This window comes from Aeromonas sp. OTU364 (assembly GCF_038440395.1).
Lineage (GTDB): Bacteria > Pseudomonadota > Gammaproteobacteria > Enterobacterales > Aeromonadaceae > Aeromonas.
Genome location: NZ_JASATR010000010.1, coordinates 133067 through 145956 on the forward strand (window position 1 = coordinate 133067; position 12890 = coordinate 145956).

Below are 12890 nucleotides of genomic sequence, written 5' to 3' on the forward strand. Positions count from 1 at the left end.
CGGAAACAATGATAGTGGCCGGGATGGTAGCAGAAGCGCCCCCCGGAGCAGAAGGCGATTGCGGCTCCATGGGAAGGCGCCGCTGGCAGGGTCAGCCTGGCTCCCTGGATTTTGCCGGTTGGCCCCGCATCTCGAGGGGTCTGATGAGCCCGATGCTTTGCCCAGAGTAGAAGGCGATGTTGTGCTTGCCATGCTGCTTGACGTGGTAGAGCAGCGCATCGGCCAGATCGGTGGCCTCGGCGACCGTCAGGTAATCGCGGATGCGGATGATGCCCGCCGAGAAGGTGATGGGGGCGGGCAGTTCCGGGATCACCAGCTGTGATGCCAGCAGGCGGGCCACCGTCTGGTGCATGCTGGCCTCGTCGTTGAGCCCCTTGTAGAGGACGATGAACTCCTCGCCCCCCCAGCGAATGGCCTTGTCCCCCTTGCGCATATTGGTCGTCAGATGACGGGCGAAGGCGGCGAGGGCCAGATCTCCCACCCCGTGACCATGGGTATCGTTGATGGACTTGAAGTTGTCTATGTCCAGCAGCATCAGGTAGTCGTGCTCCTGCAGCAGGCCCTGATCCAGGATGTCCCGTCTCGGCAGCCGGGTCAGGTGATCGGTCAGTGCCAGGGTACGCAGGCGACTGTAGATGCCCCGACCCGTCAGCATCAACAGCAGCAGGGCGATCAGATAGAGTTTGAAGGCCGGGCCATAGAGCACGGCCCGGACGGCATCGCCGTAGCTGTATGACCACTTGAGAAAGAGGTCGTTGCCGGCCTTGGTCTGCATGAAGCGGGTATTCAGGCAGAGATGCAAGGGGCGGCAGGGTTCGACCTCCTCGAAAGAGATGACGGTGCGAGTCGGATTGAGCCCCTCGAAGGGGTGAAACACATCCTTGAAGGCCTCGTCGATGGCGATGTCTATGCCCGTCAGGCCATAGCGGTAGTCCGCTAAGGCGGAATCGTAGAAGACAAAGGGGAAGTAGAGGGTGATGTTCTTCAACCCGGTGAAGGTGTCGGTGTAGATGTCCGATACCCAGGCCTCATCCGTGCTGCAGGGCACATGGGTGGCTGCGAAGAAGGCACAGCCGAAATAGTGGGTCCAGGGCTCGATGTCATTGAGGTTGGTGTTGACCGGCTGCAACTGGTTCGGAAGCATCCGTTTGTCCGTCACCATGCCAAGCATGCGACGATCGTTATAGAGGGCGTAGAGGTTGAGGACCTCGGGGTAGGAGAGCACATATTGGTAGGCGGTGAGCATCTGGTTGGCGGGCGGCAGTATGGGGATGACCGCCAGGCGAGCCAGGGTGGCGAGATCATAGCCATAGGCATAGGCAGTCGCATCCCCGTTCTCGCTGAAGATGGGCGTCTTGATGCTGCTGTTGTCGATGAATCGGGCCAGTTTCTCTGGCGCCAGCACGCGGGCCCGCTGATAGAACACCTCGAACAGGTTCGGCTGTTTGGCGGTGATGAGCTGCATGTCGTGCCTGATGCTGAGGTAGGTGTAGTTGAACACCAGCCCCAGCCCCGCCAGCGCCAGGCAGAGGAGTGCGAATCGCATCAGCCACCTGCGGGGCAGGGTGCGCAACAGTGATCCCGCCATGCCATAACGCTCCCGGGTGGTGACAGAGGACTTTCTTGTAACTGATTTTGCCTGGCATCACCAGACGAAATTGGGGGGCCTGGACAACCAGTACACGAGAAATGAACCGCCAATATCAACAAGATAGACGGTCACACCCAGCTTCGGTGGCCGGGGGAGGCAAACTGGCGGGGATGGGGGCAATCAGAGGGCATGACGCCCTCTGTCGTACGGCGGTGCGGCGCCTTATCTTGTCTGGGACTTCGGCGAGTAGGGGCCATGGAGAATGCCGTTGGGCATGTCGGCGCTGAGCAGCCTGAAGCTGGTGATCCCGGCAATTTCATGGCCCTTGTCGGTGATGGTGTTGGCAATCTGATTGACGACAGCCACCACCAGCATGCCGATGAGGCCGCCCCCCGAATTGCTCTGCTGTTCGGCACTGCTGGCGCTGGCACTGCCTTCCCACAGCAGCTTGCCGGTGCGCAGATCCACCAGACGGGCGCTGGCGGTGACCACAGTCTCGCTGGAGATGACCAGATAGCTGGTGCCATAGTCCTTGATGTCGAGGTACAGGGCGGTATCGGCACCGTAGATCTCGTGGAGCTTCTTGATGGGCAGGGCATGAATGTCCGTCGGCTCGGTCACCCCGTTCTGCCGGAAGGTCTCGTTGGTGACCGCTACCGGCAGCACGTAATAGCCGGACTCGGCGAGCGGGTAGGTGATCTGGGACTGCAGGCTGGCCCCCGCCTTGATATCAGGCGAGTGATTCACCGGTGGCAGCACCAGGATGGAGGTCGGTCTGCTCTCCTTGAAATTGCCGTAGTCGTAGCCGGGGCCCTTTGCGCAGCCGCTCAGCAGCAGGGTGCCCAGTGTCAGGGCAAGGAAAGTGCGCAGTGTCATTGGGTCGCCCCCTTCTGGTTGGACATCAGGAAGTTCATGAAGGGTGCCGATTCAGGGAAGAGACGTTTCTCGGTCTCAAACTGCTCGCGGGTCTGCGCATCCTTGCCGAGCTGGGCATAGAGCATGCCCAGGTGAGCGTGGAAGCCGGGCGGCACCGTCTGACCCTTGGCGCTGGCCTCTTGCTGGTTTTTCTCCAGCGCGTCTATCTGGGCTTCAACCCCGGTGTCGTCACCCTGCATGTGCTGGTAAACCACCCCCTGGTATTGATCCCAGTTGTAGAGCGTCTTTGGCGCCTGGGCACAGGCACTCAGCAGCAGGCCGCTGGCCAGCAGCAGGGAAAGCTTGGACATGGTCATCTCGTCTCTCCTTATTGGGCCGGACGCCAGGCGCCGGTCTCGATGCCGCTCACCAGGTTGTTGACGGCTTCCCGGATGGCGAGATCCAACACCTTGCCGTTGAGGGTGGAGTCGTAGCTGGCGGTGCCGCCGAAGCCGACGATTTCGCGGTTGGAGAGCTCGTACTCCCCGGCGCCCTGGGAAGAGAAGACCACTTCAGAGGTGGTGACGTTGACTATGTTGAGGTTGACCTTGGCGTAGGCGATCTGGGACTTGCCGCGGCCCAGGATGCCAAACAGCTGATGATCGCCGACTTCCTTGCGACCAAACTCGGTGACGTCACCTGTGACCACATAGTCGGCGCCCTTGAGCTGCTGGGCCTGTTGCTTGATCCCGGCTTCCGCCTTGATCTCTTCCATGTTGTCGCGATCCAGCACGCTGAAGCGGCCGGTCTGTTGCAGATGGGTGATCAGCACGGTTTTCGCCTGGCTGCCCAGTCGGTCCACGCCGTCGGAGAAGATGCCACGCATGTAGCTGGAGCGGTTATCAAACTTGCCGACGGCAATGGGGCTGCGAGTGCCCTGATAGTGGCTCTGATAAGAGGCGACCTTGGGCACTTCCAGGGAGCGCGACGACTCGCTCGCACAAGCTGTCAACAATCCCGCCATCAAAATGACACCAGATGAAACAACAAACTTCTTCATGTAACGTCCCGTTATTTAAGGAAAAAACAACGGCGGACTCTAACATTGTTCGCTGCGAATAAAGTGCCCCGAATGGGGGGCATAGCCGCTCAATCAGTGTGCGTTTGGGCTGGCGTGGCGAGGATTGAGGGGGGCTGGTTATCCTGATGGCGCTGGAACACCTCCTCCAGGGCCGCCACCAGGGCGCGCATCCGCCCCGTCTTCTGCACATCCGGGTGCAGCACCATCCAGATGTCGATGGGGTCGTGCTGGTCAGGCAGCAGGCGCACCAGGCCCGGATCCTCCTCGGCGAGGAAGGTGGAGAGCAGGGCGATGCCGAGCCCCTGGCGGGCCGCCCCCATCAGCACCAGCTGGGCGTTGCTCTGCAGCACCACATTGGGCTCATGGAGGGGTTCACCGCACAGGCTCAGCCAGTGGCGGGCCACCAGCTCCCTGGGAAAGAGCAGCAGGTCGTGCTGTTGCAGCGACTGACCCGAGCGGGGCGTGCCGCGGCGGGCCAGGTAGTCGGAGGAGGCGTAGAGCCCCATCCTGATGGTGGCGAGCCGTTTGACCACCAGATCTCCCTGCTCGGGGCGCACGCTGCGAATGGCGAGGTCCGCCTCCTGATTGGGGATGTCGCTCACGCTGACCGCGGTCAGCAGCTTGAGGCGGATGCCGGGGTGGCGCTGGCGCAGCAGGCTGAAGGCCGGCAACACGAAGCCCTGGGCCAGGGTGTCCGTGGTGGCGATGCAGATCTCCCCCTCCAGCTCCCCCAGGCTGGCCGCGCGATCCATGGCCAGGGCCGCCTGCGCCATGGCCTGTGCCTGGGGCAAGAGCGCCTCCCCCAGGGGGCTGAGCCGATAGTGCCTGGGGGTGCGGATAAACAGCTTGGCCCCCAGCTGCTGCTCGAAGAGGCCGACCCGTCGCCCGACGGTGGCCTGATCGACCCCGAGTTCGAGGCCGGCCCGGCGCAGGCTGCCCCGCCGTGCCAGGGCCAGAAAGAAGCGGGCGTCATCCCAGTTGATCATGCTTGCTCCTCGCTCAAGCAGGACGCCCGATTGGCGCCGGTGTATTAGATGCCAGAGGGGGCGGCAGCACAAGGGGCCGCCCGATCCCGCTCTCTGGGGCCACTCAAGGGATGGAGCGCAACTGCCAAGGTGATGCAAATTTGAATCGCCATGATGCAGAACTGCCGCAGCCCGGGGCGGACGGGATCGCTATGATGTCGCTCCCGATAGCGCTTCCCCTGTCTGTGATTGGAGTCTTGATGTCATCCCCCTGCGCCCCAACTGCTGCCCACGGCAGCGAGGTCGATGTTCGCCCCCGCCTGCTCGGGTTTTTGTCCCTGGCCCTGATGTCGGCCCTGCTCAACAGCAGCGTGCCCACCCCGCTCTATCCCCATTACCAGGCGGCGCTGGCCCTGAGCGATCTTGGCCTCAGCCTCATCTATGGCGGCTATGCGGGGGGCGTGCTGATCGCCCTGTTCGGGGTGGGCAACCTGGCGGGAAGGGTGGCGGATCTGCGCATCCTGATCCTGCCTGCCCTGCTGGCGGTCGGGGGCGGAGCCCTGCTCTTCTCCCTGGCCGACAGCTTCTGGTCCCTGCTGCTGGGGCGGGTCCTGGCCGGGATTGGCACGGGCAGCCTGACCGGCGCCGCCAACGTGGCGCTGCTGCGCTTTGGCCCCCAGGATGGCGGCAAGCGGGCGGCCCTGAGCGCCACCCTCTCCTTCACCGCCGGGCTGGCCCTCGGTCCCGTGTTCAGCGGCCTGGCGCTGCAACTGGACTTCTATCCGACCACCTTGCCCTTCCTGCTGATCCTGGGGATGGCGAGTTGCGCCATCGCGGGCCTGGTGCTGAGCTGGCCAAGAGGCGCCAGGACGACGGCGGCCGCCCCGAGCGGGCCGGGTGGGGGATCTCTGGGGGAGGGGCTCAGGGCCACGGGGGCCGGGTTCTTTCTCTGCGCCCTGGCGCTCTTCACCGCCTGGGCAGTGGCGGCCAGTCTGCTGGCCATCGGCCCCAAGGTGGTGAGTCAGTTGCTGGGCATGAGGGATCTGGGGCTGTTCGGCTATCTCGTCGCGGCCTATCTGGTCTTCTCCGGGCTTTGCCAGCTCTGGGCCCGTCGCCTCGATGCCCGCCATACCCTGCAAAGTGGCTGCCTTGCCCTGGCGCTCTGCGTGCTGCTGTTTGCCGGCGCCGTGCACGGGTTGCCAGGCTGGCTGGCGGGACTCGGGCTGCTGGTGGCGGGTTACGCCCAGGGGGCCGTGTTCGTGGGCAGCGCCACCCTGATCAATCGCATCGCCCCCCCGGCCAGCCACGCGCGGCTGCTCTCCCTCTTCTATGTGATCGCCTATGTGGCGAACTGGGTGCCCGCGCTGCTGGGCTGGGTGAGCGACGGTGCAGGCCTCCTGGCGGCGCTGGATCTGCTGTTCGTCGGCAGCACGCTGACCAGCCTTGGGCTGGCCTGGGCCCTGTCACGGCATCGCTTCGAGCCCGCTGCCTGACGAGAGAACATCACCCATCGACCAGGACGACGCTGCCGGCATCCAGATGGTGCATCCACTCCCGCAGGATCAGCAGGGCGGCGGCGAAACGGCGATCCTTCGGCAACTGGGCCGATGCCAGGGGATCCCCCTCCACCATGGCAACCAACTGGCCGAACAGCCGCTCTATGTTCTCCCGGCTCTGCACCCGGTTGCCAAGCACCTCGGCCAGGGGCACGGGGCTGTGCAGGTGCAGCACGGGGTGGGGCGGGATCCGGGCCGCGAGGGGCATCAGCATATCCTCCACCACCATGATGGCCTGCTCCAGCTCCAGGGCGCTCGGCGGATCCTCCGCTACCAGGATGGCCTGCTCCAGCTCCAGGGCGCTCGGCGGGTCCCGGCGAAAGGGGCCCGGGGTCAGGGCATCGAGCCCCAGTGTCAGCGAAAAGGTCTGGCTGGTGCCGTCCGCCCCGGTGATCTGCACCCGGCTCTGGGTCTCCCCCAGGCTCAGTAAGATGGTGTCGCGTTTCTCTACTGTCATGTGGTGCTCTCCTGCCTTCGAATGCCCATGGATACACCCGAGCGGGCCGGATTGGCGACTCTTTTCCCCCCATTCGGGCATCAGGGGTTGCAAAGGGGGTATGAAATGGCACTCTGGACGTCTAGATTTCTGTTTCTCTGTCGCATCCCTCACAAGGAGTCCTGATATGGATATTCGTACCGCTCCCCGCGCCCTCGTGCTCGCCCTCTATCTGGTGGGGGCTGGCGCCTTCGCCAGCGAGGCCCTGGTGTTCCAGACCGATTTCGGCCTCAAGGATGGCGCCGTCTCCGCCATGAAGGGGGTCGCCTTCGGGGTGGACCGCACCCTGCCGCTGCAGGATCTGACCCACGAGATCCCGGCCTACAACATCTGGGAGGCCTCCTACCGCCTCTATCAGACCCTCAACTACTGGCCCAAGGGCACCGTCTTCGTGAGCGTGGTGGATCCCGGTGTGGGCACGGATCGCAAGTCCGTGGTGCTCAAGACCAAGAGCGGCCACTACATCGTCAGCCCGGACAACGGCACCCTGACCCTGGTGGCGGAGCACTTCGGCATCGACACCGTGCGCCAGATCGACGAGAAGCGCAATCGCCTCAAGGGCTCCGAGAAGTCCTACACCTTCCACGGTCGCGACGTCTACGCCTACACGGGAGCACGGCTCGCCTCCGGCGCCATCAGCTTCGAGCAGGTGGGGCCCAAACTGCCCGCCGAGGTGGTGACCATCCCCTACCAGCCGGCGGTGGCCGAGGCCGATGGCACCTTGAAGGGCACCATCCCCATTCTGGATGTGCAGTACGGCAACGTCTGGACCAACATCGACGACACCTTGCTGACCAGGGCGGGGATCCACAAGGGGGACAACGCCTGCATCAGGATAAGCGAAGGGGATGCGCTCAAATACGAGGGCAAGGCCCCCTACGTCAGCAGCTTTGGCGATGTGCCGGAGGGCCAGCCGCTGGTCTACCTCAACAGCCTGCTGCAGGTGTCGGTGGCCCTGAACATGGAGAGCTTCGCTGCAAAACATCAGGTGCAGTCCGGCGCCAGCTGGCATATCAGCCTGAAGAAGTGCGGCCAGGGCTAGCCTCTCTATCAGCGATGCTTCTCCTGGGGCGGTGGGACTCGTGTCCACCGCCCCTTGTTCTGGGCGGTGCGCCTTGCCGGGCCAGACGGCTATCTCATCAGTTGTCATCTTCGTTTAATAAAGTGCCGCCATGCTGTGGCCGGACGCCGTGATGACGCAATGATTGCGCTGAGATAACAAGGAAAAGCCGATGAGCCGTTTTGACGAGAGAGACAGTGCCAACCACCCCCGGGAGCAGGAGCCGGAGTTCAACCGCCTGATCGAGGCCGGCCTCAGCCGCCGGGGCTTCCTCAAGGGGGTCGGCGCCGCCAGCATGGTGGCGTTTTTTGCCGCAAATCCGGTGGCCCGCGCCGTGGCCGCCGCCACCCAGCCGCTGCTCGGTTTCCAGGCCGTGCCAGCCTCTGTGGCCGACACCATAGTGGTGCCACCCGGCTACAAGGCCGAGGTGCTGATCGCCTGGGGGGATGCCCTGTTCGCCGATGCCCCCGCCTTTGCCCAGGGCAATGACGCCAGGGCCCAGGCCCGCCAGTTCGGCGACAACAACGACGGCATGAGCTTCTTCCCCCTGGGGCCGGATCGCGCCCTGCTCGCCGTCAACAACGAATACACCAACTACGAATACCTGTTTGCGGATGGCGGCAAGGCGCTCAGTGCCGAGGCCGTCGCCAAGGCCCAGGCGGCCCACGGGGTCTCCCTGGTGGAGCTGGTGCGAAAAGATGGCAAGTGGCAGGCCAACCCCAAGGGGGCTCTCAACCGCCGCATTACCGCCACCACCCCCATGACATTGAGCGGCCCGGCGGCGGGCCATGCCCTGCTCAAGACCCAGGCCGATCCCGAGGGGCGCACCGCCCTTGGCACCTTCAACAACTGCTCCAATGGCCAGACCCCCTGGGGCACCTACCTCACCTGCGAGGAGAACTTCAACGGCTACTTCGGCAGCGCGGGCAAGCCGGTGCTGGACCAGCGCGCCGCCCGCTACGGCCTGGCCGCCGAGGACGCGGGCTTTGGCTGGCACAGGTTCGACGAGCGCTTCGATCTCGCCAAACACCCCCAGGAGCCTAACCGCTTCGGCTGGGTGGTGGAAATCGATCCGCTGGATCCTGCCTCCACCCCGAAGAAGCGCACGGCGCTGGGCCGCTTCAAGCATGAGAACGCGGCCTTTACCGTCAACAAGGATGGCCGCGCCGTGGTCTACCTCGGGGATGACGAGCGGGGGGAGCACATCTATCGCTTCGTCTCGAAGAACAGGGTGGCGCCGGGCAATGACCCCGCGAACCGGGAGCTGCTGGACGAGGGCACCCTCTATGTGGCCCGCTTCGAGGCCAAAGAGGGGGAGCTCAAAGGCACCGGCCAGTGGCTGCCCCTGGTGCACGGCCAGCACGGCCTGACCAAGGAGAACGGCTTCGCCGATCAGGGGGAGGTGCTCATCTTCGCCCGGGAAGCGGCGACCCGGCTTGGCGCCACCACCATGGACAGGCCCGAGTGGGTGGCCGTGCATCCCCACCGTGCCGAGGTCTACTGCACCCTGACCAACAACAAGAACCGCGGCATCAAGGAGAACCAGCCCCTGGACGGTGCCAACCCCAGGGCCGAGAACCCCTATGGCCAGATCATCCGCTGGCGCCCTGCCGCGGGCGATCACGGCAGCGACCGCTTCGAGTGGGATCTCTTCCTGCTGGCGGGCAACCCCGGCGTGCATAAAGAGGGCTTGATGGCGGGCAGTGCCAACATCACCCCGGACAACATGTTCAACAGCCCTGACGGCATCGGCTTCGACGAGGCGGGGCGGCTCTGGATCCAGACCGACGGCGACTACTCCAACGAGAAGCAGTTTGCCGGCATGGGCAACAACCAGATGCTGTGTGCGGATCCCGCCAGCGGCGAGGTGCGCCGCTTCCTGACCGGCCCCGTGGCCTGCGAGATCACGGGCCTCACCTTCAGCCCGGACTGGCGCACTATGTTCGTCGGGGTGCAACACCCGGGCGAAGAGCTGGCCCCCTCCCACTTCCCGGACGGCGGCACCAGCATTCCCCGCTCCGCCGTGCTGCGCATCACTCGGGACGATGGCGGCATCATAGGGGCCTGAGTCGGCAGGCTTATATAAGCAGAGATAATGTCAGAAAAGAGAAAGCCGCCCTCGGGCGGCTTTTTCGATGGCGCAAGGCGAACTCAGAACTCGTTGGAGAGCGCCTTGTAGCCCCTGACCAGGTCGATGTTGGTGTGGGCCACGTCTTCGGAGAATTCGGTGGCATCCACGGTCACGCGGGGGATCTGGGCCAGATCGCTCTGCTGGTTGATGCGGGTGGTAGAGGGCACATAGAAACCGGGGGGCAGATCGCAGCCGTCGATCACCGAGTTGTGACGCACCACGGATCCTTCGCCTATGTGGCAGTTGAACAGCACGCTGTTGAAGCCGATGAAGACCCGGTTACCCACCTCGCAGGGGCCGTGCACTATGCTGCGGTGGGCGATGGAGCTGTATTCGCCTATGGTGACGGCGGCACCGGACTTGGAGTGGATTACCACGCCGTCCTGAATGTTGGAGTTGGCACCGATGACGATGGGCTCCATGTCGCCGCTCTCATCCACCTCGTCGGCACGGATCACGGCGTAGGGGCCGACAAACACATTCTCCTTGATGATCACCTTGCCGCAGATGATGGCGGTCTTGTCGATGTAGGCGGATTCGTGGATGACGGGAAGGTGACCGGAGGGATTCTTGCGGATCATGGCATGTCCTGTTGCTGATGAAATCGGGGAAAATGGCGGGACGCAGAGGCTCGCCGGAGAGTCAGCTTACGCCTCTGATCCGGGTGGGGGAACCCTTTACTGGTCTGACCCACTCTTGGTAAGGGCATTTGGCATGGTTGTTCTTTGACTCCCTTGTATGGGAGCATGGGGCCTGACAAACGGGCGTGTTCCTCGCCAGAAGGGGGCGGCCTGACTGCGATGACGGAGACGATGACATGAAGAAGATGATGCTGCTCCTGGCGGCGTTCTTGCTGTGTGCCCAGGCCGCTCAGGCCAAGGGGCGGCCAGGTGAGTTTGACTACTACGCCCTGGCGCTCTCCTGGTCACCGGAGCACTGCGCCATCAAGCCGGCCGATCGAGAGCAGTGCAGCCGCCAGTTGGGCTTCGTGCTGCACGGACTCTGGCCCCAGTACCAGCGCGGCTATCCCGGCAGCTGTACCCGCGAGCGGCTGGATCCCGCCATGGAGCAGGCGTTTGCCGGTCTTTACCCCAGCCGCTTCCTCTATGGTCATGAGTGGGAGAAGCACGGCACCTGCTCCGGCCTGAGTCAGGAGGCATTCCATCAACTGGCCAGCGATCTGCGCCAGAAGGTGCGGGTCCCGGCGGCCTACCAATCCCCGGTCGAACCGCTGCGCAAGAGTGCCTTCCAGCTCAAGGCGGATCTGGCCGCAGCCAACCACTGGCTTGCCCCCGATACCATCACGGTGGCCTGCGCCGACGGCGGGCGTTTCCTGCGGGAGATCTACATCTGCATCAACAAGGAAGGGACGGATGCCGTCCCCTGCTCGGACGAGATGCAAAAGCGGGAGCGCCGCTCCTGCGGCCAGCCGGACTTCCTGCTGCGCAGCGTGCGCTGACCCTCGTTATCTTCATCAGGCCTCTTGGGGACCTGATGTGCAACTGCAGTCATCGGAAAGGAGCTCTGCAATGACCGACGTGAAACTGTTTTCGGCACGGGAGCGCAGCCTGTTGCTCGGGGTGAAAGGGGTGGGCCCCACCGTCATCGGGCGGCTCGAACAGCTGGGCTACCACAGCCTGAGTGAGCTGGCCGAGGCCGATAGCGGCCACATAGTCCGGCTGGTGGCCAGCATGCTGGGCGCGACCTGCTGGCAGAACAGCCCGCAGGCCAGAGGGGCCATAGACGGTGCCATAGCGCTGGCGCGCAGTCAGATGGCCGCCTCCGCCGCAGAAGGAGAGGACGGCGCATGAGCCTGTTTGCCGATCTGGGGATGCGCTACCCAATCATCCAGGCGCCCATGGCCGGGGTGCAGAACGCTGAGCTGACCATGGCGGTGACGGGGGCGGGTGCCCTGGGATCCTTGCCGGCGGCCATGCTCGGCACGGCCGAGCTGCGCAAGGCGCTGGAACAGCTGGTGGCCAGTGGCCCAGGCCCCTTCAACATCAACTTCTTCTGCCATCGACAGAGTGAGCCTGATCCGGCCGAAGAGCACCGCTGGCGAGAGGCGCTGGCTCCCTACTATGCCGAGTTCGGGGTGGATGCCAGAGCCGTGACGACGGCGCCCGGCCGCGCCCCCTTCAATGCGGAGCATGCCGCTCTGCTTGGCGAGTTCAGACCTGCCGTGGTCAGCTTTCACTTCGGCCTGCCGGCGCCCGGGTTGCTGACCCGGATGAAGGCCATGGGGGCAAGCATCTTTGCCAGCGCCACCACGGTGGCGGAAGCGCAGTGGCTGGCGCACCATGGCGCCGATGCCATCATAGCTCAGGGGCTGGAGGCGGGAGGGCATCGCGGCCATTTCCTGAGTCAGGATCTCGGTCTGCAACAGGGCACCTTCACGCTGTTGCCACAGATAGTGGCGGCAGTGGATCTGCCTGTCATCGCCGCCGGGGGCATAGTCGATGGCAAGGGGATCAGGGCCGCCCTGGCGCTGGGGGCCAGCGCAGTCCAGATGGGAACGGCATTCCTCTGTTGTCACGAGGCGACGACCTCGCCCCTGCACCGTGCGGCGCTGCAGGGGGCCCATGGCCGGCACACCGCACTGACCAATCTGTTCAGCGGCCGTCCGGCGCGGGGGATAGTGAATCGCTTGATGCGGGAGCTTGGCCCTCTCTCGGCGCTGCCTCCTGACTTCCCCCATGCCAGCGGCGCAGTGGCCCCGTTGCGCGCCGCTGCTGAAAAGGTCGGTGACAGCGGCTTCTCGCCGCTCTGGGCCGGACAGAATGTCTCGGGTTGTCGCTCCCTGGCCGCCGCCGAGCTGATCGCAGCCTGGGCCGCCGAAGCCGATCTGGCCTGATGGCCTCTCTTCTGCAGCTTTCCTTTATATAGATGTCCCTACAGGCACCGGCTTCTGGCCTGGATGGCGTCGAGATCCTGCCGTGGTGGGGGAGTGCAGAGCATCAATCAGAGCCCTTTTTAACGGTCGCCTGTGGATAAGTGTGTATAAAAGCTGTGTTTTGATATGAATAACTAATAAGTGGCCTTTTTTTGCAATTTTATTGCAGTCAGTGCTTGCCAATGTGATCAATGTCTCTATAATGCGCCACATCGACAGGGCAAGCGGCAACGCAGAAAGCCAAGTCGATAACCTCGAAAAG

General features: G+C 64.1%; 13 protein-coding genes. 6 read left to right on the top strand and 7 right to left on the bottom strand.

Annotated features, from left to right (window positions below; all coding sequences use genetic code 11):
- Positions 1 to 91: 91 nt before the first annotated feature.
- The 5 genes from AAHB08_RS12020 to AAHB08_RS12040 all read right to left on the bottom strand — a co-directional run bounded on the left by AAHB08_RS12020 (position 92) and on the right by AAHB08_RS12040 (position 4513).
- Positions 92 to 1546, bottom strand: coding sequence for a GGDEF domain-containing protein (locus AAHB08_RS12020; RefSeq protein ID WP_342059038.1), 1455 nt, complete (start codon positions 1544 to 1546; stop codon positions 92 to 94).
- Between the two features lie 267 nt (positions 1547 to 1813).
- Positions 1814 to 2467, bottom strand: a complete 654-nt coding sequence (locus AAHB08_RS12025; RefSeq protein WP_342059039.1) for a DUF799 domain-containing protein — start codon at positions 2465 to 2467, stop codon at positions 1814 to 1816.
- Positions 2464 to 2823, bottom strand: a complete 360-nt coding sequence (locus AAHB08_RS12030) for a DUF4810 domain-containing protein (protein WP_342059040.1) — start codon at positions 2821 to 2823, stop codon at positions 2464 to 2466. Before AAHB08_RS12030 ends, AAHB08_RS12025 begins: the two co-directional genes overlap by 4 nt.
- An 11-nt stretch (positions 2824 to 2834) precedes the next feature.
- Positions 2835 to 3470, bottom strand: a complete 636-nt coding sequence (locus AAHB08_RS12035) for a CsgG/HfaB family protein (RefSeq protein ID WP_241672849.1) — start codon at positions 3468 to 3470, stop codon at positions 2835 to 2837.
- 125 nt (positions 3471 to 3595) lie between these two features.
- On the bottom strand, positions 3596 to 4513 hold the full coding sequence (locus AAHB08_RS12040; RefSeq protein WP_342059041.1) for a LysR family transcriptional regulator: 918 nt from the start codon (positions 4511 to 4513) through the stop codon (positions 3596 to 3598).
- Positions 4514 to 4749: 236 nt separating this feature from the next.
- Between AAHB08_RS12040 and AAHB08_RS12045 the strand changes: the two genes are divergently transcribed.
- Positions 4750 to 5985: an MFS transporter gene (locus AAHB08_RS12045; RefSeq protein WP_446699525.1), complete on the top strand. Its 1236-nt coding sequence runs from the start codon at positions 4750 to 4752 to the stop codon at positions 5983 to 5985.
- Between the two features lie 10 nt (positions 5986 to 5995).
- Here AAHB08_RS12045 and AAHB08_RS12050 read toward each other — a convergent pair whose 3' ends face one another.
- Positions 5996 to 6505 carry a hypothetical protein gene (locus AAHB08_RS12050; protein WP_342059043.1) on the bottom strand — a complete coding sequence of 170 codons (510 nt, stop codon included), beginning with the start codon at positions 6503 to 6505 and terminating at the stop codon, positions 5996 to 5998.
- Positions 6506 to 6671: 166 nt separating this feature from the next.
- Here AAHB08_RS12050 and AAHB08_RS12055 point away from each other — a divergent pair, with 166 nt between their 5' ends.
- On the top strand, positions 6672 to 7586 hold the full coding sequence (locus AAHB08_RS12055) for an SAM hydrolase/SAM-dependent halogenase family protein (RefSeq protein ID WP_342059044.1): 915 nt from the start codon (positions 6672 to 6674) through the stop codon (positions 7584 to 7586).
- Positions 7587 to 7776: 190 nt separating this feature from the next.
- Entirely contained in the window at positions 7777 to 9672 is a 1896-nt protein-coding gene (locus tag AAHB08_RS12060; protein WP_342059045.1) for a PhoX family protein, read from the top strand.
- An 83-nt stretch (positions 9673 to 9755) separates the two neighbouring features.
- On the opposite strand, the gene AAHB08_RS12065 is transcribed toward AAHB08_RS12060, so the two are convergent.
- Entirely contained in the window at positions 9756 to 10316 is a 561-nt protein-coding gene (locus AAHB08_RS12065; protein WP_342059046.1) for a gamma carbonic anhydrase family protein, read from the bottom strand.
- A 236-nt stretch (positions 10317 to 10552) separates the two neighbouring features.
- Between AAHB08_RS12065 and AAHB08_RS12070 the strand changes: the two genes are divergently transcribed.
- The 3 genes from AAHB08_RS12070 to AAHB08_RS12080 all read left to right on the top strand — a co-directional run bounded on the left by AAHB08_RS12070 (position 10553) and on the right by AAHB08_RS12080 (position 12589).
- A complete protein-coding gene (locus AAHB08_RS12070; RefSeq protein ID WP_342059047.1) occupies positions 10553 to 11194 on the top strand; it encodes a ribonuclease T2 family protein in 642 nt (213 codons plus the stop codon).
- Positions 11195 to 11264: 70 nt separating this feature from the next.
- Positions 11265 to 11546 carry a helix-hairpin-helix domain-containing protein gene (locus AAHB08_RS12075; protein WP_342059048.1) on the top strand — a complete coding sequence of 94 codons (282 nt, stop codon included), beginning with the start codon at positions 11265 to 11267 and terminating at the stop codon, positions 11544 to 11546.
- Complete coding sequence (locus AAHB08_RS12080; RefSeq protein ID WP_342059049.1) at positions 11543 to 12589, top strand: NAD(P)H-dependent flavin oxidoreductase; 1047 nt, start codon at positions 11543 to 11545, stop codon at positions 12587 to 12589. Before AAHB08_RS12075 ends, AAHB08_RS12080 begins: the two co-directional genes overlap by 4 nt.
- The last annotated feature ends 301 nt before the right edge of the window (positions 12590 to 12890 follow it).